At 60.8% G+C, this 26252-nt stretch carries 24 protein-coding genes; 13 read left to right on the top strand and 11 right to left on the bottom strand.

Annotated features, from left to right (window positions below):
• Positions 1 to 243: 243 nt before the first annotated feature.
• Positions 244 to 1257, bottom strand: coding sequence for a magnesium/cobalt transporter CorA (corA, locus tag FS320_RS02835; protein ID WP_152709094.1), 1014 nt, complete (start codon positions 1255 to 1257; stop codon positions 244 to 246).
• A 138-nt stretch (positions 1258 to 1395) separates the two neighbouring features.
• Here corA and FS320_RS02830 point away from each other — a divergent pair, with 138 nt between their 5' ends.
• Complete coding sequence (locus tag FS320_RS02830) at positions 1396 to 1869, top strand: hypothetical protein (protein WP_152709093.1); 474 nt, start codon at positions 1396 to 1398, stop codon at positions 1867 to 1869.
• Between the two features lie 12 nt (positions 1870 to 1881).
• Here the strand turns inward: FS320_RS02830 and FS320_RS02825 are convergent, their stop codons facing one another.
• A complete protein-coding gene (locus tag FS320_RS02825; RefSeq protein WP_152709092.1) occupies positions 1882 to 2538 on the bottom strand; it encodes a dioxygenase family protein in 657 nt (218 codons plus the stop codon).
• A gap of 203 nt (positions 2539 to 2741) precedes the next feature.
• Complete coding sequence (locus FS320_RS02820; protein ID WP_162002769.1) at positions 2742 to 3965, bottom strand: peptidoglycan-binding protein; 1224 nt, start codon at positions 3963 to 3965, stop codon at positions 2742 to 2744.
• Positions 3966 to 4262: 297 nt separating this feature from the next.
• Here FS320_RS02820 and FS320_RS02815 point away from each other — a divergent pair, with 297 nt between their 5' ends.
• From FS320_RS02815 to FS320_RS02805, 3 genes are all read left to right on the top strand, one after another.
• Positions 4263 to 5033 (top strand): Tll0287-like domain-containing protein, encoded by a 771-nt coding sequence (locus tag FS320_RS02815; protein ID WP_244626935.1) that lies wholly within the window; start codon positions 4263 to 4265, stop codon positions 5031 to 5033.
• A 116-nt stretch (positions 5034 to 5149) separates the two neighbouring features.
• Positions 5150 to 6514, top strand: coding sequence for a serine/threonine-protein kinase (locus tag FS320_RS02810; RefSeq protein WP_162002768.1), 1365 nt, complete (start codon positions 5150 to 5152; stop codon positions 6512 to 6514).
• Positions 6515 to 6542: 28 nt separating this feature from the next.
• Positions 6543 to 7550 carry an adenylate/guanylate cyclase domain-containing protein gene (locus tag FS320_RS02805; RefSeq protein WP_152709088.1) on the top strand — a complete coding sequence of 336 codons (1008 nt, stop codon included), beginning with the start codon at positions 6543 to 6545 and terminating at the stop codon, positions 7548 to 7550.
• A gap of 3 nt (positions 7551 to 7553) precedes the next feature.
• Here FS320_RS02805 and FS320_RS02800 read toward each other — a convergent pair whose 3' ends face one another.
• Entirely contained in the window at positions 7554 to 8279 is a 726-nt protein-coding gene (locus tag FS320_RS02800; protein ID WP_162002767.1) for a Crp/Fnr family transcriptional regulator, read from the bottom strand.
• Positions 8280 to 8710: 431 nt separating this feature from the next.
• Here FS320_RS02800 and FS320_RS02795 point away from each other — a divergent pair, with 431 nt between their 5' ends.
• From FS320_RS02795 to FS320_RS02775, 5 genes are all read left to right on the top strand, one after another.
• Positions 8711 to 9034 (top strand): hypothetical protein, encoded by a 324-nt coding sequence (locus FS320_RS02795; protein WP_152709086.1) that lies wholly within the window; start codon positions 8711 to 8713, stop codon positions 9032 to 9034.
• Between the two features lie 335 nt (positions 9035 to 9369).
• Entirely contained in the window at positions 9370 to 11292 is a 1923-nt protein-coding gene (locus FS320_RS02790; RefSeq protein WP_152709085.1) for a type I secretion system permease/ATPase, read from the top strand.
• Positions 11293 to 11460: 168 nt separating this feature from the next.
• Positions 11461 to 12777, top strand: coding sequence for an HlyD family type I secretion periplasmic adaptor subunit (locus FS320_RS02785; protein WP_152709084.1), 1317 nt, complete (start codon positions 11461 to 11463; stop codon positions 12775 to 12777).
• A 259-nt stretch (positions 12778 to 13036) separates the two neighbouring features.
• The gene (locus tag FS320_RS02780) at positions 13037 to 14044 is read left to right on the top strand and encodes a patatin-like phospholipase family protein (RefSeq protein ID WP_338105268.1); all 1008 of its coding nucleotides are present in this window, start codon (positions 13037 to 13039) and stop codon (positions 14042 to 14044) included.
• A gap of 264 nt (positions 14045 to 14308) precedes the next feature.
• A complete protein-coding gene (locus FS320_RS02775; RefSeq protein WP_152709082.1) occupies positions 14309 to 14905 on the top strand; it encodes a transglutaminase-like cysteine peptidase in 597 nt (198 codons plus the stop codon).
• Between the two features lie 101 nt (positions 14906 to 15006).
• Here the strand turns inward: FS320_RS02775 and FS320_RS02770 are convergent, their stop codons facing one another.
• Together FS320_RS02770 and FS320_RS45045 are read right to left on the bottom strand one after the other, a co-directional pair.
• Positions 15007 to 15660 (bottom strand): Crp/Fnr family transcriptional regulator, encoded by a 654-nt coding sequence (locus FS320_RS02770; RefSeq protein ID WP_338105267.1) that lies wholly within the window; start codon positions 15658 to 15660, stop codon positions 15007 to 15009.
• A gap of 713 nt (positions 15661 to 16373) precedes the next feature.
• A complete protein-coding gene (locus tag FS320_RS45045) occupies positions 16374 to 16526 on the bottom strand; it encodes a hypothetical protein (protein WP_153885282.1) in 153 nt (50 codons plus the stop codon).
• Between the two features lie 116 nt (positions 16527 to 16642).
• Here FS320_RS45045 and FS320_RS02765 point away from each other — a divergent pair, with 116 nt between their 5' ends.
• On the top strand, positions 16643 to 16879 hold the full coding sequence (locus FS320_RS02765) for a DUF6894 family protein (RefSeq protein WP_108523456.1): 237 nt from the start codon (positions 16643 to 16645) through the stop codon (positions 16877 to 16879).
• Between the two features lie 286 nt (positions 16880 to 17165).
• On the opposite strand, the gene FS320_RS45040 is transcribed toward FS320_RS02765, so the two are convergent.
• The 5 genes from FS320_RS45040 to FS320_RS02750 form a co-directional block, all read right to left on the bottom strand.
• Positions 17166 to 17339 carry a hypothetical protein gene (locus tag FS320_RS45040; RefSeq protein WP_153885281.1) on the bottom strand — a complete coding sequence of 58 codons (174 nt, stop codon included), beginning with the start codon at positions 17337 to 17339 and terminating at the stop codon, positions 17166 to 17168.
• A gap of 1727 nt (positions 17340 to 19066) precedes the next feature.
• Positions 19067 to 19282: a hypothetical protein gene (locus FS320_RS02760; protein ID WP_152709081.1), complete on the bottom strand. Its 216-nt coding sequence runs from the start codon at positions 19280 to 19282 to the stop codon at positions 19067 to 19069.
• 218 nt (positions 19283 to 19500) lie between these two features.
• Entirely contained in the window at positions 19501 to 19656 is a 156-nt protein-coding gene (locus tag FS320_RS45035) for a hypothetical protein (RefSeq protein WP_153885280.1), read from the bottom strand.
• A 186-nt stretch (positions 19657 to 19842) separates the two neighbouring features.
• Positions 19843 to 20355 (bottom strand): CopG family transcriptional regulator, encoded by a 513-nt coding sequence (locus tag FS320_RS02755; RefSeq protein WP_152709080.1) that lies wholly within the window; start codon positions 20353 to 20355, stop codon positions 19843 to 19845.
• 143 nt (positions 20356 to 20498) lie between these two features.
• A complete protein-coding gene (locus FS320_RS02750) occupies positions 20499 to 21965 on the bottom strand; it encodes a glycosyl transferase family protein (RefSeq protein WP_152709079.1) in 1467 nt (488 codons plus the stop codon).
• Positions 21966 to 22317: 352 nt separating this feature from the next.
• Between FS320_RS02750 and FS320_RS02745 the strand changes: the two genes are divergently transcribed.
• From FS320_RS02745 to FS320_RS02735, 3 genes are all read left to right on the top strand, one after another.
• Entirely contained in the window at positions 22318 to 24411 is a 2094-nt protein-coding gene (locus FS320_RS02745) for a TonB-dependent receptor domain-containing protein (protein WP_162866250.1), read from the top strand.
• Between the two features lie 62 nt (positions 24412 to 24473).
• Positions 24474 to 25235 carry a siderophore-interacting protein gene (locus tag FS320_RS02740; RefSeq protein WP_152709078.1) on the top strand — a complete coding sequence of 254 codons (762 nt, stop codon included), beginning with the start codon at positions 24474 to 24476 and terminating at the stop codon, positions 25233 to 25235.
• Positions 25236 to 25280: 45 nt separating this feature from the next.
• Positions 25281 to 26216 carry a siderophore ABC transporter substrate-binding protein gene (locus FS320_RS02735; RefSeq protein WP_152709077.1) on the top strand — a complete coding sequence of 312 codons (936 nt, stop codon included), beginning with the start codon at positions 25281 to 25283 and terminating at the stop codon, positions 26214 to 26216.
• The last annotated feature ends 36 nt before the right edge of the window (positions 26217 to 26252 follow it).

Below are 26252 nucleotides of genomic sequence, written 5' to 3'. Positions count from 1 at the left end.
CGCGCTCGCGAGGCGTCGCAGATGTGGGGCGGGGAGCGGTCCTGCAGCAGGCCGCGCACGCCGGTTGGCGGGAGGCCCTTGGCAGCCCTGTGCTGGTCCAAGTCGAAACGCCTAACAGTCCCGCGTGCGAGGCGCCGTCCGGCTCTTCCATTCCACCATACCCATCGAGCCGGGCTGCCCAGCCACCCTCGATCACCTTCCGGCTCGCAGCGCAAGCTGCGGGCCCGCAGGCCCATGTCTTGTTCAGAGCCACTGCTTCCGGCGGAAACGCCAATACAGCCAGGTACAGGTCAACACGATGATCGTCAGCACGAACGGGTAGCCGTATTTCCAATGCAGCTCGGGCAGCACGTCGAAATTCATGCCGTAGATGCCGGCCACCGCGGTGGGCACCGCCAGGATGGCCGCCCAGGCCGCCAGCTTGCGGGTGATCTCGTTCTGCTGCGACTGGCCGGTCATCAGGCTCGATTCAAACGCGAAGGCCAGCACCTCCCGCAGCGACTCGATCTCCTCCTGCACCCGGCGGATGTGGTCGGAGACGTCGCGGAAGAGCGGCTGCATCGCGGCGTCCACTCCCGGCATCCCCGGCTGTTCGAGACGCCGGCACACCTCCACCAGCGGCACCGCGGCATTGCGCAGGCGCAGGAGATCCCGGCGCAGCTGATAGAGCCGGACGATCTGGTTCTGCGGCTGGTTCGCGGTCAGGATGCTGTCCTCGATCTCCTCCACCTCTTCCTGGATCGTCTCGATGACGGGCATGTAGTTGTCGACGATGAAGTCGAGAATGGCATAGAGGATGAAGTCCTCGCCCTCCGAGAGCGCCTTGGGCGCCGCCTCGCAGCGCTCCCGCACCGGCGTATAGGTCGTCGAGGCGCCATGGCGGACGGAGACCACGTAGCCGCGCCCGACGAACAGGTGCGTCTCGCCGAAGGCGATGCGCCCCTCCACCATCTGGGCCGTCCGGGCGACGACGAACAGCGCATCGCCGTATTGCTCGATCTTGGGTCGCTGATGCGCCTTGAGGGCATCCTCGATGGCGAGCTCATGCAGGCCGAACTCCGCCTGGACCCTCCTCAGGAGATCGAGCCCGGGCTCGTGCAGGCCGATCCAGACCACGTGCCCGGGCTTGCGCGACCATTCCCCGGCCTCCTCGATCGGGATCTCCAGCACGCGCCGCCCCCCCGCATAGACTGCCGACGCGACGACGCCGGGCATGCCCTTGGGCTGAGCGGAGACGAGCTTGAGAGGGTTTGCCATGACGATCCAACGCATAACAGTTCCGGACGTTGCCATGATGTAACGCGCACGCGCCGCTCCGCAAGCGCCGATGCGGGCTGGTGGTGGATCCGGGTGCGACGTGGTACATTGGCTCGCCGCCTGCAGGGGATCGAACCGATGACCAAGACCGTCACATCCCTCTTCCATAGCGAGCAGCACGCGACCGCCGCTGCGAGCCACTTGAAGCAGGCCGGCATTCCGGCCGACGACATCGACATTTGGACCACCCCGCACAATCTCGCGCCTCTCCTGGAGGATCTGGGCGTCTCGCGAACGGATGCCCATGCCTATGCCGAGGGCGTGATCCGCGGCGGCACCGTGGTGATCGTGAAATGCGATGCGTCCGCGGTCGACGAGGTCGTCGGCATTCTGGACAAGGAAGGCGTGCTGGATCTCGACGAGCAGCAGGCCGTCTGGCGCTCCGAAGGTTGGGAGGGCCCCGTTGCCGCAGAGCAAGCGGGCGACCTCACCGGATCTTCGGAGATGGCCCGGTCCAGAACCGACAGTACGGGCGCCGAACAGACGGAAGTGGTCGTCCACGGTCGGATCCGTATTCAATCCCGCAGGGCGGAGCGCCCGGTGCAGGAATAGGCATGCCGGCGTTCACGCAGGCACGACGATATCGAACTGGCCATGGAGCGCGCCGGGCTCCGGAGATTGCGCCGCGAGCAACGGCACGATGACGCTGCGGCGCGCGTTCGGGTCTCGGATACGGTTCAGGACGCCGTCGCGGGCGTTCAGAGTTTCGCCTTCGATATACATCTGCGTGACCAGCCGTCCCTGCCCCGGCACATGCACGGCAAAATGAATGTGGGGCGTCCGACCGGGATATGGCACGGGTCGAATGGTGCGAAAGCGATATCGCCCCTGCTCGTCGACCTGCGTGCGGCCGTACCCCTGGAAGGCGTGATCGATGCGTCCCTGTCCGGCCGCGCGAGGATGACGGTAGATGCCATTGGCATCGCACTGCCAGATCTCGACGACGCTTCCGGGCTTTGGCCGGCCGCGCAGATCGAGCACACGCCCCGACACGTGGATCACCTGCCCCAGCGCCCGCGCGGCTTGGCCCGTCACCCGAACGAGATCGTTGTCCATGTCGGGCGGAAACTCGACGGGATAGAAAGGCCCCTCGGTCTGACCCGGCGTCGCGACAAGCTCGGCGGCAAGCAGGATCTTCGGAGCGACCGCAGCCGCCGCCGCGACGCCCGCATGGAGCAACACGGATCGCCGATCGAGAGGCGCAAGGGACGGACAGGCCATCGAAACCTCGGACTTGGATCAATGGCCCTGAGGATAAGCCAGCCCTGCCCTCATGCCAGATCCTCGGAAACGGAATCGCAGCAACGTGATGAATGCCTCGGACCGGTGAGCGAGGCATGAACATTCGCTCATGCTGCACATCGCCAGGGTGTGGCTTCATTCGATGCTGCCCTCCGGCTCTCCGACGAGGACGGAAGGGTCGATCACTCCTTTTCGTTCGGGAGGAGCGCATCGAACTGCTCGGGCGTCAGGTAGCCAGTGACTGCCGCACTGCGACTTTTCTGGTAGCCCATGATCGCTTCCCGAGTCAGCGGTCCCATGATCGCATCGAGCGGACCCGTGTAGAGGCCAAGATCCCGCAGCCGTTGCTGAATCAGACGGCGCTGCTTTTGCCCGAGTTGCGTGTCTTCGATGGGGGTCGCTACCGGCGCATGTCTCAACCCTTCAGCCTGGGCGGCTGCAATCTGGGCCTGTGCTTCGACGCGCTTGGCTTCCTGCTTTGCCTTTTCAGCGTCGGCTTGAGCCTTCTCGACATCGGCCTGTGCCTTCTTGGCATCCGCTTGAGCCTTCAGCACCTCGGCCTGTGCCCGCTCGGCTCTCAACTGCTCATCGCGAGCGCGTGTTTCGGCCTGCTCACGCGCTCGGCGCTCCGCTTCCAGCTTTCCCTCGATTTCGTCCGGCTTCTGGGCGGTGGAGGCGACTTGTGGGGTGGTCGAGGCGACCGACTGCGCGACAGGTGCGGGAGCGGGCTTTGCGAGGCTGAGCTCGTCAACGCGCCCAAACACGGCCCCCATGCTGCCGTTCGATGCAACTTTTACCGCCTCACTGAGCGACGGACTTGGTTGTTGGAGCAGTTTAGTCAGCGCCTCCGCGGCCTGTTCGCCTGCTGCGTCGATCCGGGACACCGGAATGCGAGCCGAGCTGGAGAATATGGTGACGGCGTTTTTTGGAGCTTCGCTGGTGAACTGAGGCCTGGCATCCAATCCTTCAATGGGAGTCTCGAAGGTCGGCGACGTCATGAAGAAGAATACGCCACCCGTCTGCGCTCGCCCGACGATCTGCGCGATATTGGTGATCGAGAGAGCGCGCGATAGAAGGTCGGTCGCTCGTCCGAGTTCAGTGTTGGTTGCCAGGAAAAAAGTCTGGCCGCCCCAAGCGACGCCGTGCCCGATCAAGACGACGAAGGCAAGGTCGGCTCCCTCCGCCTTCGCTGCGAAATCGCGCAGACTGGCTCTGGCTGTAGCATTGCTCGGGTTGGGGCTTACGATCACCTCGAAGCCACGAGCTTTGAGGGCCTCTGCGATCTCGGCACCACGCTTCGCACCGATGCCGGATTTCGGAAGCTTCTGATAATCTTCCGATGCTAGGACTAAAGCGATCCTCCCGGCAGCCCGAGCAGTGGCGACGCTCATCAGAAGCAAGAACAACGCAAAGATGATACTCCCCAAAAAGAGTATCGCGTGCGCCCAACCAAGCTCTGCCAATGTGCTTTTGCGCACAGAGGAACGGCCCGCAAACCCACCTGCTTGTCCGAAATGCATGGCACGGCTCCACGACTTGCACTATCATGAAATTCGGTAGTTGTTACGCGAACTCACCTCACGAGCCGTTGGAGATCTCCCGTGGGATTACGGCTGAAATTCAATATCATTCTCGCCGTCTGCTATCTGCTTGGGCTCAGCCTGTCGATCTATCCATTTTATCAAATTTCCAGACAAGAAGCCATGGATCAGCTACAGTCGCAGATCGATGTTCTGCGAGCTCAAGCGCTCTCAATACGTCGCTATACCTCGGAAGAGATTCAGCCTTTGCTCGCCGAGCACTCGAGCGTCCAGTTCCTGCCGCAGACGATTCCATCCTTTTCGGCTCAGACGGCATTTCGCAACTTCCGAGGATTTTACCCGCAATTCTTCTACAAGGAAGCTGCGCTCAACCCGACCAACCCCGCCGATCTTGCGCGCGACTGGGAGCGCGAAGTCATCGAGAAGCTTCGGGCAAACTCCGATCTGACCAAGGATGTCAGCTTTCAGACGATCGACAGTCGCTCCCACTACACGGCAACCTATCCCCTGGTGATCAAAGACGAGTCCTGTCTGACCTGCCATTCGACTCCAGACAGGGCTCCCCCCTCGATGGTCGCGCTCTATGGCAATAAGAACGGCTTCGGCTGGAAGCTTAACGAGACGATCGGAGCGCAGATCATCTCCGTGCCCATGGACATTGCCGAAGGATCGATCTGGCGGAACCTGGGACTATTCGTTGGCACCTCGAGCGTCATCTTTCTGGTTCTGCTGATCCTGCTCAACATCCTGCTGAACCGGTATGTGATCAGCCCGGTTACGCGGATGGCGAAGACAGCAGAGGCCGTCAGCATGGGCGATGCATCCGTTGCCGAGTTCGAATTTCCAGGTTCGGACGAGATCGCTTCCCTGTCACGCTCTTTCAACCGGATGCGCAGGAGCTTGGATAGCGCATTGAAGATGCTCGAAAAGTGATCAACACGATTGATCCCTGGCCCAACAGAACCAGATTACCGCTCGTCAGGGAATTTTCTCCGATGGCCGCAGACAAGGATCTGAGGACAGGAAGTAGCCAAGGCGGAGCAAGTGGAATGCCCGCCAGGGTTGGCAAGTATCGCCTTGACCATGTCGTCGGCCGCGGTGCAATCGGCGTCGTCTACAAAGGTTATGATGAACAGATTGATCGGCCATTGGCGATCAAGACACTTCGTCCCGAAATTCTGGAGAACCTGAGCGAGAACGACGAGCTTCTTCGCCGTTTCGCCACCGAAGCGCGGTCCGCTGCACGGTGCCTGCACCCCAACATCGTCACAGTCTTTGATTTCGTGGAGCATGACGGCGCGCCTTATATCATCATGGAGTACGTCAATGCAGGCACGCTGGAGAATGTGATCCGGCGGGGCACGCTGCTGCCAATTCGGCAGGTCGGCGAGATCATGGCACAGCTGCTATTCGCCCTCGGCTACGCTCACTCCAAAGGGGTCATCCACCGCGACGTCAAGCCCGCCAACATCCTCTGCCCTTCCGCAGCCTCGATCAAAGTCTCCGATTTCGGTGTGGCCCATGTCGAGGCCCTCGATCTTACGAAGCCGGGCGGCATCCCGATCGGCACGCCGAACTACATGGCTCCGGAGCGGTTTCTCGGGCGTCCAGCCGATGCCCGCGCCGATCTTTTCTCCGCCGGAGTCATCCTCTTTCAAATGCTGACCGGCGCGAAGCCGTTCATTGCTGCCGATCTGCCTGAATTGATGCGCAAGCTCATGAACGATTCACCGCCACCGATCATGACCTATCGGCCTGAACTCTGGCCGGAAATCGACGCGGTCGTGCAGCGGGCTCTGGCTCGCAACCCCGAGGATCGTTTCCAGACAGCGGATGAATTCGTCGTTGCACTCAATGCATCGATTGAAATGCGCCCCAGCGCCGACCTCCCACCGCTCGATTTGACCGAGCTCTCCCACACACCGGGAAAGGAACAGCCTGCACCTGCAAAGGAACATCTCAATCAAACGATGGCCGAAGTGCTCACTCCCGGCACGATCGATGCGCTTGGGCGATCTCTCGCGCACTCGCTTGGTCCGATTGGGCACCTTTTGGTGAAACAGGCCTCCCACGAGACCATGGATGTCGATACGTTCCTCGATCTGCTCGTGCAGCAAATCAAAACCGAGGCCGAAGCGACAACCTTCCGGAAAACGGCCCAGCAGGTGCTGCGTGACGACAAGGGCTTCAAGATAGCCCAGATGGAAGCCGTCATCTCACAGACGGAAATTCGAGCGGTGACCGAGGTTCTGCTGCCTCTCATCGGTCCGGTTGCTCCGACGCTTGTCGCCCGCCAAGCGGAAAAATCGGTCGGCCGGGATGATTTCTACCGCCGTCTTTCAGACTTCATTCCTAGCGAACGGGACCGCGCAAGCTTTCTCAAGATTCGTGGTAAACTCAGCGAGATCAAATAGTGACATGTAGGTCTTCGATGAAAGAGTGATGGACAATCTGGCACCCGATGCACCGCAGCCTGCCGGCAAACGAATCCGACGCCTCCGAGCGGTCTTCGCGGCCGACATGGCAAATTTTGGCGGGTTGGTTTCTGTGGACGAGACCAACACCCTCGATGCCTTGTGGGCAACCCGGCGCATTGCCCGAGAGGAACTTGCGGCGCATGGCGGATGGCTTTTCGGGATGCCGGGAGATGGCCTCTTCGCGCTCTTCGAGAGTGCAGTCGATGCCGTCCGATGCGCACTTGAGACGCAGGCGCGCCTTGCGGCCATGACGAAACTCGACGCGGTTCGCCTGCGGATCGGCATCCATCTCGGCGATGTTCTGTTCCAAGAGGATCTTCCTTTCGGCGAAACGCTCGTCATAGCAGCGCGTCTGGAAAGTCTCGCCGAACCTGGGGGGATTCTCGTATCGGCAGCCGTCATGGAGGCGGTGGCGCCGCGCATCTCGGCGACATTCGGTGAGCGCGGTGTGTTCGACCTCAAGCACAGTCCGCGGCGGATCACGACGTTCAGTGTGGCGATGCCCCCCGCGTCGTCCGATATGAATGCGACCTTGAGCCTGATCGAGCCGCTCGACCGGACGGTGCTGTCGGTGGCTCCGGCAAGGAAGGAAGAGAGGGTCATCCTCCCATCGCCTTCCCCTGCCTGCCCGGACCCGCAGACCATATCGATGCCGAAGGCCGCACCTCTCGTCGTCCCAGTCCGCTCCGCGGATCCGGCTTCGCTACCTGGTGGTGAAGCTGTCCCAGAAAGCCCCCCTGTGCGCTCGGCCCCTGTGGACTCCGCTGCCTTTCAGGCCTGTCTTGCCGAGCTTGCCCACACCCTCACGACCTATCTCGGCCCTGTCGCCGGATTGCTCGTCAAGCGGCATGCCGCAACCGAGGCGGATCTTGCTCAGCTTGTTGAGGATCTTGCCCGCGAGATTCCGGCAAAGGACGAGCGCCTGCAGTTTCTCAGCCGCGCTCAACAGGTTGTGGCGCGACGGCGCCGCTGACCTCTACTCGCCGAATTCTGCAATTTCGTCGATCCGCTCGAGGTCGTGAACGATCAGCCCGCCTCGGTTCTGAGTCAGGAGGCGCTCTTCGGCCCACCGGTTCAGAACCTTGTTCAAGCCCTCGCGTGACATCGCGGTCCATTGGGCCATCTCGCTTTGGGTCAGCTTGAGAACGACTTCGATCCCCTTAGGCGTGGCCTTGCCATGATCCCGGGCAAGATGGCCGAGAATGCGCGCGAGTCGTTGGGGCGCCTGGCGCAGGGTGGCATCCTCCATCCGGGCGCTGGTCCATCTGAGGCGCATGCACAGCAGATCGATTACGTTGCGCACCAGTTGCGGATCACGATCCAGCGCTTCGTAGAACGTTCGCCGAGCGATGCTCATCAGGCGCGTCCGCAGCATGGCGGAAGCACCCGCAGTCCGCACGCCACTGTCAAGCATGCCGATTTCGCCGAAAACGGCTCCATTGGTCAGCACGTTAAGCGTGACTTCGGCACCTGCTGCCGAGACCGTCCAGATCCGAACTCGCCCATCGGCAATGACATAAAGCGCATCGGAGGCATCTCCAACATTGAACAGCAGCTCGCCCTTCTCCAGCGTTCGATGCTGAGCTCTGCGCGCAATCTGTTCGACAGTCGATGGATCAATGGCCCTGAAGATATCGAGCGCTTCGAGCTTGACCGCCTTGTCTGCGCCGGTCGCCGCATGTGACGCTTGAATCTCTGCCATGGTCGATTTCCCACAGGGGTGGAGCACAAGGCCACCGAGCATAACGTCCACCGGACCACGTGCAAAGACAAACCGTAGAGCAAGGCCATGTGTGACGCAGATCACTGTCTGCTGCTGGGCACGGGTGGTACATCTGGCGCTCCGCGCCCGATTTCGCTGGGCAATCAGCATGATCGACCGATCGGGCCGCAATCGAGGAGAGCCCGATGTCCGATCGCACTTGGCACAAGAGCTGGAATGGACCGGATGAAAATTCGGAGCGACATCCCGGCTGCCCCCACCACGCCTCCTATCAGGATGATGAACCTCATGTGCGCTCCCGCGGGGGCCGAAGCGACATCCATGAAGACCGGGGCGATCCGCCAGAACACCACCTCAGGAACGATTACGGCGATCGCGGGCGAGATCAGGACGATTCTCCTGACGACTCGGTGCAGCCGCATGACGGCGGGAATCTTGGCTGGGATACCGCCTGGGACGATGCCGGCGGGTTCGAAGCGGTGCTTTTAAGTCATCTGTCCGACACGCTTGGCCCTGCCGGGGGCTTTCCGCCGATCATCGTCTTCGCGATCGACGACCTCAATGTGGAATTCAATACCCTGATCCAGACCACGCAGATTCAGAACACCCTTGTTTTCCTGAACGCGTCCGACGGCGGCTCCATCGATATCGGCGGCGATGTCAATGCGAACGGTTTCCAGTCAGCATCGGTCGAACAATCGACCGGATTCATGAACCTTCCAGACTTCGCTTGAACGATGTGAGAACGCCACAATCCTCCTGCGTGCTCTGATGGGCCCCATTCTTGGGCCCCCTTCTTTGTTACGAGTTCTCCGCCTACCGGCGATCCTCTCCCAGGGCATCATCGGCTGAGCGCCGGTGGCGTTCTTCCTCTCTGGCCTCGCCGTGCCCGCCCGGCCCGTCCGACCGAACGATCCGCGCGGACCAAGCCTCCAAACTGAAAGATTGTGAAGCATGTCACAGCGTTTGGCGGGGAGTTCGCCCATGATCGCAACACAGACGCCAATTGGCCTGACCTAGCTTGCACGGTTTCGGCTCGCCTGGATGGCTCGCAACAAGGACGCTCGCGATGAAGCAAGGAATGAGGAACAGCGCCGAAGTCCAACTCCGTAACGCTCTTCGCACGCTCAGGAAGCCGCTGATCGGCATCAGCGCCATCAGCTGCCTCGGAAACGTCCTGATGCTGACCGGCCCCATCTTCATGATGCTGGTCTACAACAAAGTGCTGTCGAGCAAGAGCCTCCCGACATTGGTGGCTCTCTCACTGCTCGCTCTGCTGCTTTATGCCTTCTATGGTCTTTTGGAGGGCCTGCGCGGCAGGCTCATGGCCCGTGTGGGCATCACCTTCGACCACCGGCTGGCTCCAACCCTGTTCGAGGCAACGCTGAAGCTGCCGCTCCATTTCGGACCGCATGCCCGCAATCATGATCCGCTTCAGGACCTGGCGTCGATTCGCAATTATCTCATGGGTCCTGGTCCGGCCGCTCTCCTCGATCTCCCATGGATGCCGATCTATTTCACGATCCTGCTTCTGATCAATCCGATCCTGTTTCTTGCTGCCGGAGCCGGCGCTCTGTTTCTCGTCATCCTCAGCCTGATCAACGAATACGTCACCAAAGGGACGATCAAGTCTGCAAACCAGGTGCATTCGGCAACCATGACCCTGCTGCTTGATGCAAGGCGCAACTCCGAGGCGGCCGCGGCCATGAGCATGGGAGACGACCTGTGCAAGCGTTGGGGCAGCAGCTACGTGAACTCGATCTCCCATGCACGCAGTCTCGCAGATCACGCCAGCGTCTTTGGCGCCATTTCCAAAACGGTTCGTCACGTCCTGCAATCGGCTATGCTCGCACTCGGCGCCTATCTCGTCATCGAGGCGCAGATGTCGCCGGGTGCCATGATCGCGAGCTCGGTGATCCTGGCCCGCGCGCTCACGCCCATCGATCAGGTCATCGGGAACTGGCGCAACACATCAGCCGCATTGCAGGCCCTCCGGCGGCTGCGGCTCCTCACCTCCAAGCTTCCGAAGGCAGTTCAGCAGCAACATGGCATGCCGCGTCCGCACCACGCGCTGTCAGTGCGGGACGTCGCAATCGTTCCTCCGGGTGGGGCAGTCGCAACCGTCGCCGGCGTATCGTTCGAAATCGAGGCAGGCGACGCCCTTGGGATCATCGGCCCGAGCGGCTGCGGCAAGTCCACTCTCGTCCGCGCCCTGGTCGGCGCCTGGCCCACGGCCCGTGGCGAGGTTCGCTTCGACAATGCCTTGATCGGCCAGTACTCGCCGGACGCTCTCGCCGATGCGATCGGCCACCTTCCCCAGAGCATCGAGCTGTTCGATGGCACGATTGCCGAGAACATCGCACGCTTTCGCAAGGATGCAACCACCGAACAGGTGATCGAAGCCGCGCGGTTGGCAGGCGTGCACGACATGATCCTCGCTTTCCCGCTGGGATATGACACGCCGGTCGGAGAAGGCGGCGCCACATTATCCGGCGGTCAGCGCCAGCGCATCGGTCTCGCCCGCGCCCTGTTCGGAAATCCGTTCCTCATCGTGCTCGACGAGCCCAATTCCAACCTCGATCCGCTTGGAGAACAATCGCTTAACGACGCCATTCACCAGATGCGCCAGGCAGGGAAGATCGTCGTCATTGTGGCTCATCGGCCGAGCGCGATCTTTGCCGCCAACAAGATCCTGTCGGTCCGCGGCGGCCGCGCCGAGATGTTCGGTCCGAAGGAGCAGGTTCTCGCCGCGTTGTTCCCTCGCATCGGGCAGCCGCACAAGCCATCTCAAATGATGGGTCCACAGTCAGGCGGAACAGCGATCACACAGCCCGGGCCGGTCACTGCAACGGGTGGGGTTATCTCCGAGCTGCATCCCACGGCGTCCACGCAATCCGAACCCGAGGTGCTGGGTGTGGGACCTTCGGCCCGGACGGACAGTCCTGCCACGGCGACCGTCACCAGCCTGGATGCAACCCGGGCGCAACGATGAAATGGCCATGTGAGCTAGGAACTGTGACCTGGGCCACAGCATCGGGTCGCGCAGCGTGCCAACGTGTTTCAGGAATGAGCGTCGGGCTTTCATGACCTGCGCGAGAGCCTGAAGACGGATCAACCAGTCGCCCTGCAGGCGACGGCAGCCCACACAGCGGAGTGCGCCATGACCGAGTTCGAAGCTGACCTCGTCGCCAATTCCTCCTCCATGCGCCGGCTGATGCGCTGGTTCCTCTTGAGTTCGTTCATCGTGTTCTTCGGGATCGGCGGCTGGGCGGTCGCGGCCAAAGTCGACAGTGCGGTCGTGACATCGGGTACTTTTGCGGTTCAATCCAGTGCCCAGGCCGTTCAGCATCTGGAGGGCGGTGTCATCGGAGCGATCCTCGTCAAGGGGGGCGAGCTTGTGCAGGAAGGGCAAGTCGTTGTCCGGCTCGATGCCGCAAAGGTTACAGCCGATGCGAGCATATTCGAACGCAAGCTGATCGATCTGACCGCCCAAAAGGCCCGCCTCGAGGCCGAGAACCTGGACCGCACGTCGATCACGCGACCTGCAATTTCAATTCCCTCGAAGCAGGCGGAAAGCGCATTGAGAGCAGCTTTCGCTGCCGAGGAGAACTTCATGAACGAGCGGCGCTTCACGCGGATGAGCCAGCTCTCTCAGCACCAGGAGCGCAAACATCAGGTCGAGCGGCAGATTGACGGGTTCGGGGAGAGATACAAGGCACTCAAGGAAGAACTCGTCCAGGTGACGGCCGAGCTTACCGACCAGCGAATGCTCGACAGCAAGGGCCTGATCCGACGCCCTGTGCTGCGCCAGACAGAGCGCGAGGTGAGCCGCCTGAAAGGCGAAATGGGCGATATCGAAGCCCGCATTGCAGGCGCCCGCTCGCAGCTCACGGAGATTCAGTTTAAAATTGCCGAGCTTACCCAGAATTCGCGGTCGGAGGTCCTGAGACAGCTTCAGACTGTTACGGCAAGTCTCGCCGAGACCGAAGAGCAACTCGCGGCCGCCCGGGACCGTCTTCAGCGGCTCGACATCCGTGCACCAAGGACGGGACTGGTCCACGAGCTCATGGTTCATACGGTCGGCGGCATTGTCGCCCCCGGCCAGAAGCTTATGTCGATCATCCCCAGCGCGGAACCTCTGATCGTGAATGCAAAAATCCGGCCCGACGAGGTGGATCAGGTGCATCTCGACCAGCCGGCGACCATCCATATCAGCTCGTTCAAACTCCCCGTGCCGCTGGAGCTCGAGGGATTGGTCACCAGTGTCTCTCCGGATCAGGTGGTCAGCAACCAGTCCGGACAGGCCTATTTTACCGTCACGATCGCAATCGCTCCGGGAGAACGGCGCAAGCTGGAGGGGAAGGAACTGACACCGGGGCTTCCCGCCGAAGTGCTGATCCGGGGCGATTCTCGGCGCATCATCACCTATCTGACGCAGCCGCTCACCGACAAGCTTGCCATCACCTTCCGCGAATAATGACGGGACACTCTCATCTGACGCCCTGGCGGCCGCGCAGGATCCTGCGCGGCCGCCAGGTTATAGATTGTGACTTCGGCGACTTCTTTGGCAGGACGCCGGCAGAGTTTCCTACCCAGTTCGCACCCTCGTCACCGAGGACGGAAGCCATATAAGATCTCCCCGACCAGGACCTGGACGATGCCTACGCCAGGGGGCGACCATGAACAGGGCTGAGAGCAGCTTTTCACGCAGGAGACGTTCTGCGCGGAGGCAGGAGGTGAAATCCGTCAATCTGGCACTCCAGGGCGGTGGAGCCCACGGAGCCTTTGCGTGGGGCGTGCTCGACCGCCTGCTGGAAGAGGACGCCATTGCCTTCGATGGAATCAGCGCCACGAGCGCAGGAGCGGTCAATGCCGTCGTCTGCGCTTACGGGTTGATCAAGGGAGGACGCGGGGGAGCCCGCCAGGCCCTGAGGGAGTTTTGGCAACAGATCTCACGTACCGCTCTTTTGAGTCCCATTCAACCCTCCTTCCTTGATCGCCTGACGGGAAATCGCAGTCTGGAGACATCGCCGATCTTTCTTCTGTTTCACATGCTGACGCAAGTGGTCTCGCCGTACGAACTCAATCCGTTCAACTATAATCCGCTTCTCGACGTGCTTGAACGAGTCGTCGATTTCGAGCTTTTGCGACGCAATCCTAAGGTCAAGCTGTTTCTCTCGGCCACCAATGTTCGCTCGGGTAAGATCCGGGTTTTCGAGAACCACGAGATGAGCGCCGAGGTCGTGCTTGCATCGACCTGCCTGCCGTTCATCTTTCAGGCCGTCAAAATCGACGAGGAGTATTATTGGGATGGAGGCTACATGGGAAACCCAGCTCTCTTCCCGTTAATCTACCACTGCGAGGCCGCCGACATCGTCGTGATTCAAATCAATCCCATCAGCAGGCCCACCGTTCCGACGACGGCTGCCGAGATCCTCAACCGGATCAACGAGATCAGCTTCAACTCGTCCCTGATGAGGGAGGTGCGTGCGGTCGAATTCCTGAACGGACTTGTCAACGAGGGACGCGTCCTGACACCCGATATCAGGCAGGTGCGCCTGCATGCCGTCGAAGCCGACGAAGTCATGCAGCGCCTTGGAGCAGCCTCGAAACTGAACGCTGATTGGGATTTTCTCATCGATCTGTACACGATCGGCCGCAAGAAGGCAGATGCCTGGCTGCGGGACCATTTCTCGAAAGTCGGGGTCAAGTCATCCATCGATATCCGGGACAAATATCTGTAGGCGTGAGAGAGAGTTTCACGACGTGTCTTGGCCGTCGTCTGTCCTGACCGCCGTGACGATCCTCAGATTCACGTAACCGCGGACCGCTCTTCACAGGGCGCGCCGGCATAAGCATCGGGCCATCGATCCTGCTCAAGCTCAAGTTTGTGACCGCAGGCACAGAACAAACGTACGAAAAAAGTCAGTCTGATCCCATTAGCGGTTCAGGCCGAGGGGAATTCTCCCATTCGGTCTGACCGCCACCATCTCCCGCGGGAGGCCGAAATGGGAAGACGGATTTGGATCGTTCTGGCTTTGCTCTTGTCGGCGATGAGTTCCGTGAACGCCGGTCCACATCTCTTTCGAGATGACGAAGCTCCGCCCCTCCCAGGCTGGGTAGAGTTCTGCAATCGAAACCCGGAAGAATGCAGCGTCGATCTCCGGCAACCGGAAACCCTCCCGATGACGGCGGATCTTGCCGCCCTCCTCTCCTCCGTGAATCTCTCCGTGAACCGTGCGTTGATACCTGTGACCGATCATAGCCATTGGGGCGTCATCGATCTGTGGAAATATCCAACCGACGGATTGGGCGACTGCGAGGACTACCAGCTCCTTAAGCGCAGAATGCTGATCGACGCAGGCCTGCCGCGCCGGGCGCTGCGGATGACGGTCGTCATCGACGAGAACGGCGAAGGCCATGCGGTTCTGACCGTCCGCACGGATCGCGGGGATCTCATCCTGGACAACAAGTCGGATGAGGTGCTGGAGTGGTTCAGGACGAACTACAGGTATATCAAGCGGGAAAGCGCTGAGACGACGGGTTGGGTTTATCTCAGTCTCGATCCGGCCGGCACATCACTCACGTCATCTTACGATAAATGACCTTTGGTCCCATCGGATCGGTTGTCCGGACGTCCGAACCTGATCGGCGGCAACTGACGTCATGGCCTGCGCTCATGTTGCCGGACGGAAATCAAGGCGCCTTATTCCGATCCCCGGTCGCGATCGGCGGCTTCCTGCTGCAGGCGCCGTGTGTCGATGATCTTCACGCGGGCCCGACCAAGCGCCACGACTCCGCTTTTCCGCCATTTCTGTAGCTGCCGATTGACCGTTTCCCGTCCGGCTCCGACAAGAACGCTGAGCTCTTCCTGCGTGATGTCGATCTCCTCCCCGAAATCCTCGGCAAGCTTCAACAGGCGTCGCGCCAGCCTGGATTTGAGGGACAGGAGCGATGCCTCTTCCAACCGTTCGCTCGAGAAGCGGAGGCGCTCGCAAAGCAACTCGATGATCCTGGTCGTGATCTCCGGCTGCCGCTTGAGAAGATCCTGAAAATCACTACGCCGGATCATGAATAATTCGACTTTGCCAGAGGCAACCGCATCGGCACTCCTGGGCTGCCCATCCAAAAGGGCGATCTCGCCGAAGATGTCGCCAGGCCCAAGGATATTGAGCGTGAACTGCCGGCCTGTATCGGTCGTCGTCGTGATGACGATCTGCCCCCGCCTTACCCCGTAGAGAGCATCCCCAGGGTCGCCCTTGAGAAACAACGTTTCTCCATCGAGCATCTTTCGGGATGTACATAAGGCCGCGATCTGTGCGATCGCGTCGGGACCGAGCGCGGAGAAAAAGGAACTCACGGAGAGAGCCGAGAAAAACGGCAAATCCCTTTGGATCTGTTCTCCACCGAGACGCACTGCTGTGCCTCCCCAGAATCGTCTCGCGAATGGAACTCGCAACCCAAGCCGAAAGCCAAGCAATTATATATGAATTAGGGATTCTCTCAACCTGACAGGACAGGGTTCTGTCTCAAAGGCCGACCACGGAGTGAAAGCTATGTGTAGGATTCGCGCTCCCGGCGGAGCCCAGGAATAGAGGCCTATTCCTGCGCCGTTCGACCGGCGAGCGGATCGCTCAGGCGAAAGCGGCGTATGTTGAATCGAATGCGAAATACCTCTGATCCGGCAGGCGAGTGCTGCGCGTGCCGGTCCCCGGCAATGCCAAGCCTGCGGAAAGGCTGGACGGGTTGAACCCTCCCCACCTCCGGCTCTTCCGCCATTTCCGCTAATGCTTAGCTCCGGTCAGTTCCTGCAAGGTCCAGCGCCGTGCGCGCCGCGTAGCGGAGAGCCTCGAACGCTTCATTGCGGCCTCCTGCTGGCGAACTGACGGGGATGGATGACGATTGCGGGCTCTGCCTTCCGAACGGCAGGCCGGATCGGGACGGAGACGATCACTGGCTGATCGGTCGATCGGTCCAGGACGATGAGAACCATGACTACCTCCGGAGTTTGTTCCTATGATCGCTGAAATCGGGACTAGGTTCGGTGGCGACGGCCACAGAGTTGAAACTGGCTTAAACGGCGAGCGAAACCTGCAGACGCGTGAGCCGGGTCACATCGAGCATCTCCTTGCCCGACAATACGACGGGGCGCGGCGCGCGGCCGTTCACGGCGATGGCGTCGGCCACGAAGAGGAGAGCGAGGAGGCATAGGATGCGACGGGACATGATCGGGCTCCATGTGAGACTGACCATGCCACCGGACTCTGCTGGGAACCGTGATCGTGAGCACAGAAGCCGGGAGCGCCCCGTGCCAGAGTGGAGCTATCGAGATGGAGGCTTACATGTTCTATCTGTACTTTCACTGCGCAGGTCCCGGCGAGATCCTGATCGATCGTAACGGAACAGAGGTTCTCGATCTGATAGAGGCTCGTGATTGGGCTGTTACCTTGGCGCGCGCACTCGTCGAGAGCGCCTACGGCACACGCGACTTCTCGGACTGGCACGTCTATGTCAGTGACGAGGACGATGACGAAATGCTGCTGATCCCATTCTCCGCCGTCATGCCGACCATCCACTAAGGACGAGCCCGCAGGGTGCAGAGCGAGTTCAGCCCCTCTTAAGGCCGAGGTTCGTCATCCTGCCTCTCCGTAGCCGGCGATTGAAAATTCGCCCTTTGGGCGTTTTGGGTCATAGCCATTACAACAGTCGAAACCTTCCAAGCCCTCACGCCGTCCCCGATCGCGGCCGATACCGGAATTCAGGCAAACTCGACCATCCTCAAATCAACGCTGCACTCCCAGGCAACGAATTCATTGCGTGGATGTAAACCATTATCCCGCTGAAGGAACTCTCGCGCCAAGGACCTCACAGCTTCGGATATCGACGCCGACGGGCGAGCCAGTCGGAGTGTTCGGCCAAATGACGCCATCTGCGCGCCGTTGAACGGAGTTCCGCGCGCATGTCCGCCTTCTGGTACGGATCGTCCGCCAGACGATCCGCCCTGGCGGCCTTCTCCTGGTAGTGCTGAATAAGATTCATACTCTTTTCCCGCATGACGCGCCTGGACCACAGCCCTCGATACGTTTGCGGCATCACGTCCTGACGAACCCTGCCGGCTTGTCGGGAACGGTGATGGTCACTTGCTGACCGGTCCGGGGATCGAGAATCGTGAGCGTCATGTCGGGCTCCTTCAATGGAGTCCATCATGGCTCGGAGCGCTCCGTCGCTCCGTGACGACCGTCACATAAGTCCTGGTGTGATGTAGCGCACAGCCTATTGAAGGTGATTGGGCTAATTTAAGAGGGTTCCTCCCTGTCAACTCAGCGCCCAGATCTCGTTTCGGGCGCTTTTCTTTTGGCATTTTCCAGAGCGCTGCGCCTTCGATACGGAGTTACTTGCCTTCAAGGTTTCAGGGATCGTCAGCATCTTCGGCGTCATCGGTCCGTTCACTTTCACTCTGTGATGGGCCTCACATTGGCAGGCTGTCCTTCTGTGTAGGGTTGGAGGGTGCAATGGCCCTTTCAGAGGAGATTGAATATGACAAAGACTTATCGGGCACGGGTTGGTGCCGTGCTGTCCCTCGTACTCTTGAGCGGATATGGTGCTACGAGTGCCTCAGCGTGTGACCCTCGGGTCACCACACGTCCCGGAGACCTATGGGACAGGCCGGTCCCCGTAGTGCGAGACCATCGTCGTCCTGTTGAGGCCTATCCCGGAGGCGTGGTTGTCACCGACACCTCTCGTGGTCCAATCGTGCGGGACCATCGTTCACGCCCGGTCGTGCGGGATCACCGCTGGTAATACTTGGCGCGAGAACATTTTTCGGCGGAGTGGATCCAGTTCGTCATCAGAAATGCGACAAACCAAGGAGAGATGATTCCGCGCGAGTGGAACCATCTCTTCGGCCAGAGCATCAGTATTGAATTGCTCATGGCCTGATAAACCAATCAGTCAGGGTATTTGCTCCCATCACACCGGCGATAGTCATTGTCCACCATGATGGCCATGATGGTCCGGCCGCTCAGAGGCCTTGACCATCGGGCTCTCCGTTCAGAAGCGCAGGTTTCGACGAAGCAACGTCCGAAATAGGTCAATACCGCTTTGATGCCGCGATTTACCCTTGAAAAGATTGATCTGTATTGCGCCGCCCGATGGCGAGGCCGCACTTCCATCGGACCAGGGCATGGGATCCGAACGCGGATCCGCTCTTCGCTCCGAACGATGCGCCAGCGAGCGATCCAGCACTGCAGGATACGATGGAAGAAACCCCTGCTCCGTTAAGTCATGTCACCTCTGCGCCAGAACGATGCTCCGTCGGGCAAGTTCCTGCTCCTCGGCATCGAAATACCGCTGAAGCCAAACGTACGCCTCCCGGATCAACACTCTACGCTTCGAAGGATCTGTAACCTTGCGCGACAATGTCATCGTAATTGTGTAGCGGGCCCAATAACGCCTGCACTTGTCCATGGCATCCACTCCTGGGTGTCGAGAATTCAGATTGAACCTACATGCCCTAAGAGCCCCACCGGGATCTGTGCCCGGCGTCACAGTGCCAGATCGACAACGCGACAGGTCGGTCGCCGAACTCTGAGCCTTATCCCAGCAGAGCGGAAGGTAGATCCCTGCTCCGAACTGTGACGGCGGCCACAGTCCTCCAGCGGGATTCGGGATACAAAGATCTTATCCTGACACGGGAGCATATCATGAAGCACAATCGGAAGCCGTTCGTATCCATCCGGAAAGGCAATTCTAAATCGGTCTTCGACTCAATTTACCTTCGCGAAGCCGTGTTCCGCAAGGCCGTCACGGCAGCGGATGTCAAAGCTGGACTTCTGCCAAGAAAGAACAGTTAAGAAACTGTTGTCGATCGTCAATAGGAGCGTGACCTGAACCATCAGGTCCTTCAGTCGAGATTTCTCGCCATAGGTCGATGAAATCACCTGAAGATCACGCGCGAATGTTCCCAAGATCGTAGTCGCCAAGGATGTCCATCGCGACATATCGGCTCCGATCCATGATCGAATTGCCGTTGCCCAGCGATCTCGTGGGACATCTTACAATGCATGGCAGATTGTTGAGACAGCTCTGACGGGTCTGCATTCTCGCAAGAAGGATCCGGATCTCGTTCTGCAGGGCTTCCAGCCGGCATCGTCAATCTTAGTCCAGCGATGCCCTGTTGAGTCGATCGGCTTGCCATCCCTTAGCTCACGCGCCGCCAATAGCCTTCGAATGGGATCGCCACGTCTCGACGGTCGTCCGTCGAGAACCGAGGATAATCGTTACTTTGCGTCCAGCCGCCATTCCCGCCTGGAACGAAATGCAGATACGCGAACACGATATGAGAGATGACCCACATGCCGACCTCCTGAATTACATCGATGTTAACCGGGAGGAGCGGATCGCTCTGCGATGAAAGTCACACAACGTGCGGCGCCATTCCGAACGGCGCTTCCGATGATTCAGTATTCGGGCGACCTGACGTGAGAGCGTTTCCGATGACGAGCGGCATCTCCGCGTATTCGCCGGCGACCCTACCGGCAGGTCACGGATTCGCCAGCTGACGGTCGATCGCCCGTTCGATCCATTCGTCGCGCGTTATTCCAGCCCGTCCCGCTGCTTCGTCGATTTGTTTGAGCAGATCCGGTGTCAAGGCCGTCTGAACGAGAACATCCACCTCATCGGGATTTGTCGGCACATAGGCCAGCCCCGTCAACAAACGCGCAAACCGACGAACCCGGTCGGCCTTCTGCTGATCCGAGAGGGTGCCGTCGGCGGCCACAAGCGGACAATAAGAGCCAATCAGGCGGTCGACGATGAGTGCAGGCTTCATCCCGCTCCTGCGAAGATCGGTCATGAGTTCCCCCAGCCGATTGCCTGCAGTGACGTCGTTGGCTCCCGAGTACAGATCGCTGAGCGAGAGAGCCGTTCCAGGCGCGCCTGCGGCGGTGGTCTCAGGGCAGGTGAAGGCGGCGGCACCGGCCGGTGCCATGACTGCTCCTCCGATTCCGGCGAGCGACACCAGAGCAACGAACAATCCGTGTCTGACGGCCATCATTCCCTCCATCGCATCTCAAAGGGCTGACATTTTAACGCTTCGCGAGAGGGAACGGTCAATCGTTAAAGCGGGCGATGGAGCTGGGCGGCGGGACAGCGTGATCCTATCTGGTGGATTATGCCCCCTGTCGAAGCATTGCGCCTTCAGGGGGTACATCTTCGTCGGGCATCCCAGAGTTCTCTCGCCCGCAACCGGCATGTCTCATACTGGCCTGCTTTTCCTCTTGCCAGTGTCAGAAGTGCAGTCGCGGCGGTGGCGGTAACGATATCCGTGGCGCGCTCGTCGCGTACCTTGCCCGCCCAAACGGCGCGCCAGTATTCCAGACCTGTCATTCCGGTCAGAGGATAGGCTTTGGGCTCCGGCCGTGCGGGGACGAAGAGATCCTCCGCTCTGCCGTCGACAAGGCGCAGGAGTGTGCTTGAGCGGAAAGGTGTTGCCTCGGCGGCGTCACGGCTTGCGCCGAGAATGGTCATGTTCCTGAATCCGAGAACTGCCCCCGCATCGCGATGCAGTTCGCGATAGGCTGGACGCACGACGCCCATCATGCTCGTGGCTGCACCGAGCGGGTTGAGAAGGGGCATCAGGGAATTGATCGATGAGCGCGTCTCGAGCACGCTGTAGAGCGACAGCAGGCTATGAATTTGCGAGGACAGGGCCGCAACCGGGATATAGGCGATCCCGTGCTCGGCGATGGCATCGGCGGCTGCGGCAGGGCTTGCACAGATCGGTATGCCTATGGCACGCGCGGCGGACACGAGCGTGCCTTTGATGTTACCGGCTCCATCGTTGCCATGGAGAAGGATGCGGTAGCCGGAACGCGCGAGCAGCAATGCAGCCTGGAGGAACCAGGGCATTCTTCGTGATTTCGGAGAGATGTAAGCCGGCCAGTCGAGATCGACGGACGATGAGCCTGGATCAGTCGCTCCAATGTGAATGCGGGCCGCCTGCGCAAAACCGGCGAGTTCGGCGGCAGTCTCTCCCCTGAAGTGCATGACGGAGAGCAGAGCGCCGACCTGCACGGGATCCGCCCTTCCTTCGAGAATGGTGCAGAACGCATCTTCCGCTTCGCTCGTTGTCAGAGGGCGGCTGTGCCCGATCCCGGCTCCGATCGTCGCGCTGTGTTTTGCAAGCCGCTTTCGCGCATCGTTCGCTTTCCCAATGACGGCGAGCTTGCGCGCAAAAGACTCCGGAAGCGGCTCGCCCTCGAGCAGGATGCTCGGCCTCGTCGTCAGGGGCGCCGCTTCGATGACGGGACTTCCCGACGATGCTATGAGATCGATGGTCAAGCCATCCGATGATCTCACATGCGGCTGAAAAAGCGCCTCGGCCTCGGCCGCCAGAGCGCGGATGCGCTGGCGCATGGATTCTGCAAACGGCGTTGGGATGAGCCGTCTCGAGGAGCGAATGAAGATCGGGTCGTCATAGACTTCGCGGATCTGACCGAGGAGCCTGCTCATGGCAGGCGTTCCTATCCCCATCCGTTCGGCGGCTCGGCTGACGCTCCCCTCCATGAGCAAGGCGTCGAGCGCCAAGAGGAGTCGGAGCCGACCCAGCTTCAGGAAAGGTTCTTCGGGTGCAGGAGCCACAATTGTTCTGTCTTCAAATCCCATTCAAAAAACGCCGGATAATCGCATGACGATTTCACAAGGCAGAGTGGCTATTCCTCATTCCGGCAGATCTTTCAAGCCGCACAGGACAACTTTAGAGCTATTATAATTTGCGTTTTTCTGAACTCAGAATGAGTCTCAAACATAGGCGTTGACCATGCTCTCCCGCCAAACCTAGTAGCTGCCTCATCGTTCAGTGATGTGAGGGGCTTGGAAACAGATGGAAGGGATTGACGCTTCGGTTCGGCAGGATTCCAGGACAGAACTCGCAGCCCACACGGCTCGCGCTCCCCGTTTCGAGAAGCCGAAATCCGCCGCGCGACATCGGCAGGATGCGAGAATTCGGACCGGCCGAATGCTTGCCACGCTCTTCGCCTGCACGAGCCTGTCGACCACTCTTCTCCTCAGCCCGAATGCCGCCCTTGCGCAGGCTGTCGACACCAACGCGGCTGCGGGTAACAATGATGTGATCAACCTCGATCAGGTGGTCGTGACGGCGGCGGGCTTCGAGCAGACCGTGAGGGATGCGCCGGCGAGCATTTCCGTCATCACCCGCGAAGAACTCGAGAAGGGTTCGTTCCGTGACCTGACGGACGCCCTGCGGGAAGTGCAAGGCGTCACGGTGACCGGCGTCGCCAACGAGAAGGACATCTTCATCCGTGGTCTTCCCGGCACCTACACCCTGATCCTCGTCGACGGGAAGCGGCAGAGCACGCGCGATGCCCGCACCAACGGTAATTCGGGCTTCGAGCAGAGCTTCATTCCCCCGGTCTCGGCCATCGACCGCATCGAGGTCGTGCGCGGCCCGATGTCCTCTCTCTACGGCTCCGATGCCATGGGCGGCGTCATCAACATCATCACGCGAAAGGTGTCCGACAGCTGGACGAGCACAGTAACGGCGGACGGCACGCTCCAGCAGCACCAATATTTCGGCAACTCGGCTCAAGGGTCGTTCTACACGAGCGGTCCGCTCATCCATCGCATGCTGGGCCTTCAGCTCTGGGGACGCGGCTTCGGTCGCAGTGAGGACGATTTCCTGAGCGGCATCACGGGGGCCCGCGAAGGCAATATCGGCGGGCGGCTGACCTTCACGCCCAACGAGAACCATGACCTCATGCTCGAGAGCGGCTTCACGCGGATTCGCCGGAACGCCTCCAAACGGGGCACGCTCGAAACTTCGGCCAACGACACGTACAACGACAACGACCGCAAGTACTGGTCGCTGACTCATGAAGGCCGCTGGGGTCCCACGACATCGACCTTCTCGATTCTGCAGGAATGGGCGGAACGCCGGAGCTACACGGAGAATCCGCGCACGTTCGCCTTCGACAAGAACCCACGCTCGCCTGAGATCCGGAACACGATCGTCGACGGCAAGTTCACGACTCCCTTCGACCTTCTCGGCAACCACACCCTGGTGACCGGCGGCCAGTGGTCCAACGCCGCGCTGAACGACCAGAACCCGGGTCGGCGCACCGGCGTCGATGAGACGTTCACGATCAACCAATGGGCTCTCTTCGCAGAGGACGAATGGCGTCTGACCGACACCTTCTCGCTCACGAATGGCTTGCGCATGGATTATCACGAGATCTACGGCGCCCATTACAGCCCCCGCAGCTACGCGGTCTGGCATGCCACCGAGAACCTGACCCTTAAGGGCGGCGTCTCGACCGGCTTCCGGGCTCCTGAGATTCGCCAGATCGCGCCGGGTTACGCCTACACCACAGGCGGCGGCGGCTGCACCTACGGGCCCAACGGAACCTGCGGCGTGATCCTGGCCGACCCGAATCTCCAGGCGGAAACGAGCACGAGCTACGAGGTCGCGGCTCTCTGGGACAATCTTAACGGGTTCACCGCGAGCGCAACCTATTTCTACACCGACTTCAAGGACAAGATCAGCAACTCGCTGGTGCTGGACGATGCCGGCAATCCGGTGCGCTGGTCGGAAGATCCAAACTACCGCCTCTGGTACAACTACAATATCGACGATGCGATCATCCAGGGCGTGGAACTGGCCGCCAGCTGGCGGGCGACGGACGAAATCTCGATCCGCGGCAGCTACACCTTCACGGATTCCGAGCAGCGGACCGGCGATTTCGCCGGCTTCCCTCTGACCCGCACGCCAAGGCACATGGCCAATGCGCGCCTGGATTGGGTCACGCCCGTGGCGGGCCTCTCGACATGGACAGCGGTGAACTATCACGGCTCCGAAATCGTAGGTGGCGCACGCATCGGAACCAACGGCACGCCGGTCATCATCAACGGCGCCTCCGGCCGGACATACGACGCCTACGCCACGATGGATGCGGGCCTCAACTATAACTTCACCGAGCAGCTGGCCCTAAACGCCGCCATCTACAACATCTTCGACAAGGAGATCGAACCCACCGACTACAACACGGTCGTGGAGGGGCGCCGCCTCTGGGTGGGCATGTCCGCGACCTTCTAAGCCCCGGACGAGCCCCCTCCCCGACCGTTTCGGCCACGCGATGGCCCCGAACAGGAACAGGCATGACACAGGACAGCAAGCCGGACATCCACGAGAGGCCCCGCCAACGGCCTCCATTGAGGAGCTGGGCTCTTCGGGTCGTCGACAGCGTCGACGTGGAACCCAACATGCGCCGCGTCGTCCTGACGGCGGACGATATCGGTGAGTTCGCCTACAAGCCGGGCCAGGCCATCGTCCTGATGATCCCCTTGGCCGACGGTGAGACGGGACGGCGGGACTATACGATCCGCGGCATGGATCGTACGGCGGGTACGATCAGCATCGATTTCGTTCTGCACGGCGAGACGCCGGCCCCCACCTGGGCGCGGCAGGCGAAGCCCGGCGATATGATCGAGGCGCGCGGACCACGCGGAGGCACCGTGCTGCGCCCGGATGCGGATTGGCATCTCCTGACGGGCGACGAGACCTGCATTCCGGCCATCGCCCATATCCTAGAGACGATGCCGGTCGGAGCGAAGGCGTTCGTCTTCATCGAGGTCGATGACAGAAATGGCGAGATCGATCTGAAAACGGAAACGGATGCGGTCATTCGCTGGGTGCATCGCAATGGCGCACCGGCCGGACCGAGCGAGTTGATGAACGGCATGCTACAGGATCTCGCCCTGCCGCCGGGCAACGGCCACGCTTACATCATCGGCGAAACCAGCAATGTTCGCCGTCAGCGCCATACCCTTTTGGCCCGCGGGCTCGCCCGCGATCAGATCTCATCGGAAGGCTATTGGCGTCCGGGGCGGATCGGCGGACACGACCACGTGGACGACTGAGCTCCCGAAGGCCGAAGGAAGATCGATAACCGGAGAATTGGAGTGATGATGACTTTCTCTGCCCGCTGCCCCCGTCCCCTGGCAGCCCTTGTCGCCGGGGCACTCGCCCTCGCCCCCTTGACGATCGGCGCCCATGTGCAGGACCTGACAATCCAACATGCCAAGGGTGCGACGACCGTTCCCGCAAAGCTCAAGAAGGTTGTCGCCTTCGACATGGCCTCGCTCGACACGTTGAATGCCCTGGGCGTGGAGGTCTCCGGCGTCCCGACCTCACGGTTCCCGGAGTATCTGGCGAAGTACGGCTCGGACAAATACGAGAAGGTCGGCACCCTGTTCGAGCCGGATTACGAGGCCGTCAACGGGGCCGACCCGGACCTGATCATCGTGGGTGGCCGCTCCAGCGCGAAATATGCCGATCTGGCGAAGATTGCCCCGACCATCGACCTGACTGTCGACCCGAAGGACTTTCTCGGCAGCGTGAAGCGCAACGTCCAGCTTCTCGGCAAGATCTTCGACAAGCAGGCTGAAGCCGAGTCCCAATTGGCGAAGCTCGAGAAGTCCATGGCCGACCTGCGCCAGGATGCGGCCAAGGCTGGCAAGGGCCTGCTAGTGCTGACGACAGGTGGCAAGATGAGCGCCTATGGACCGGGCTCGCGCTTCGGCGTGCTGCACGGCGAGTTCGGAATCGTACCCGCGGTCGAGGGGCTGGCGACCACCAACCACGGTCAGGCCGTGACGGCGGAATTTATCCTCAAGACCAATCCGGACTGGCTGTTCGTGATCGACCGGGACGTGGTCACCGGCCAGGGCAACGGCGCGGCTAAGAAGGTGCTGGAGAACGAGCTTGTGGCCCAGACCACGGCCTGGACGAAGGGCCAGGTCGTGTATCTCGATCCGGTCAACTGGTATCTCGTCGGCGGCGGGCTCACGGCTCTGCAAGCGAGCGTCGACCAGATTGCCAAGGCCGTGATGAAGAAGTAAGCCGCTTTTCCGGATACGGACCGACTGCGGGTCGCT

Source organism: Microvirga tunisiensis (genome assembly GCF_009296175.1).
Lineage (GTDB): Bacteria > Pseudomonadota > Alphaproteobacteria > Rhizobiales > Beijerinckiaceae > Microvirga > Microvirga tunisiensis.
This window is presented reverse-complemented; position numbering and strand designations above follow the sequence as displayed.

Excerpts from the sequence above, each read along its gene's own strand:
- corA (WP_152709094.1), bottom strand. The coding sequence starts at position 1,257 with ATGGCAAACCCTCTCAAGCTCGTCTCCGCTCAGCCCAAGGGCATGCCC.
- FS320_RS02830 (WP_152709093.1), top strand. The coding sequence starts at position 1,396 with ATGACCAAGACCGTCACATCCCTCTTCCATAGCGAGCAGCACGCGACC.
- FS320_RS02825 (WP_152709092.1), bottom strand. The coding sequence starts at position 2,538 with ATGGCCTGTCCGTCCCTTGCGCCTCTCGATCGGCGATCCGTGTTGCTC.
- FS320_RS02815 (WP_244626935.1), top strand. The coding sequence starts at position 4,263 with ATGGATCAGCTACAGTCGCAGATCGATGTTCTGCGAGCTCAAGCGCTC.
- FS320_RS02810 (WP_162002768.1), top strand. The coding sequence starts at position 5,150 with ATGCCCGCCAGGGTTGGCAAGTATCGCCTTGACCATGTCGTCGGCCGC.
- FS320_RS02805 (WP_152709088.1), top strand. The coding sequence starts at position 6,543 with ATGGACAATCTGGCACCCGATGCACCGCAGCCTGCCGGCAAACGAATC.
- FS320_RS02800 (WP_162002767.1), bottom strand. The coding sequence starts at position 8,279 with ATGGCAGAGATTCAAGCGTCACATGCGGCGACCGGCGCAGACAAGGCG.
- FS320_RS02790 (WP_152709085.1), top strand. The coding sequence starts at position 9,370 with ATGAAGCAAGGAATGAGGAACAGCGCCGAAGTCCAACTCCGTAACGCT.
- FS320_RS02785 (WP_152709084.1), top strand. The coding sequence starts at position 11,461 with ATGACCGAGTTCGAAGCTGACCTCGTCGCCAATTCCTCCTCCATGCGC.
- FS320_RS02775 (WP_152709082.1), top strand. The coding sequence starts at position 14,309 with ATGGGAAGACGGATTTGGATCGTTCTGGCTTTGCTCTTGTCGGCGATG.
- FS320_RS45045 (WP_153885282.1), bottom strand. The coding sequence starts at position 16,526 with ATGTCCCGTCGCATCCTATGCCTCCTCGCTCTCCTCTTCGTGGCCGAC.
- FS320_RS02765 (WP_108523456.1), top strand. The coding sequence starts at position 16,643 with ATGTTCTATCTGTACTTTCACTGCGCAGGTCCCGGCGAGATCCTGATC.
- FS320_RS45040 (WP_153885281.1), bottom strand. The coding sequence starts at position 17,339 with ATGAATCTTATTCAGCACTACCAGGAGAAGGCCGCCAGGGCGGATCGT.
- FS320_RS45035 (WP_153885280.1), bottom strand. The coding sequence starts at position 19,656 with ATGTGGGTCATCTCTCATATCGTGTTCGCGTATCTGCATTTCGTTCCA.
- FS320_RS02755 (WP_152709080.1), bottom strand. The coding sequence starts at position 20,355 with ATGATGGCCGTCAGACACGGATTGTTCGTTGCTCTGGTGTCGCTCGCC.
- FS320_RS02750 (WP_152709079.1), bottom strand. The coding sequence starts at position 21,965 with ATGGGATTTGAAGACAGAACAATTGTGGCTCCTGCACCCGAAGAACCT.
- FS320_RS02745 (WP_162866250.1), top strand. The coding sequence starts at position 22,318 with ATGCTTGCCACGCTCTTCGCCTGCACGAGCCTGTCGACCACTCTTCTC.
- FS320_RS02740 (WP_152709078.1), top strand. The coding sequence starts at position 24,474 with ATGACACAGGACAGCAAGCCGGACATCCACGAGAGGCCCCGCCAACGG.
- FS320_RS02735 (WP_152709077.1), top strand. The coding sequence starts at position 25,281 with ATGATGACTTTCTCTGCCCGCTGCCCCCGTCCCCTGGCAGCCCTTGTC.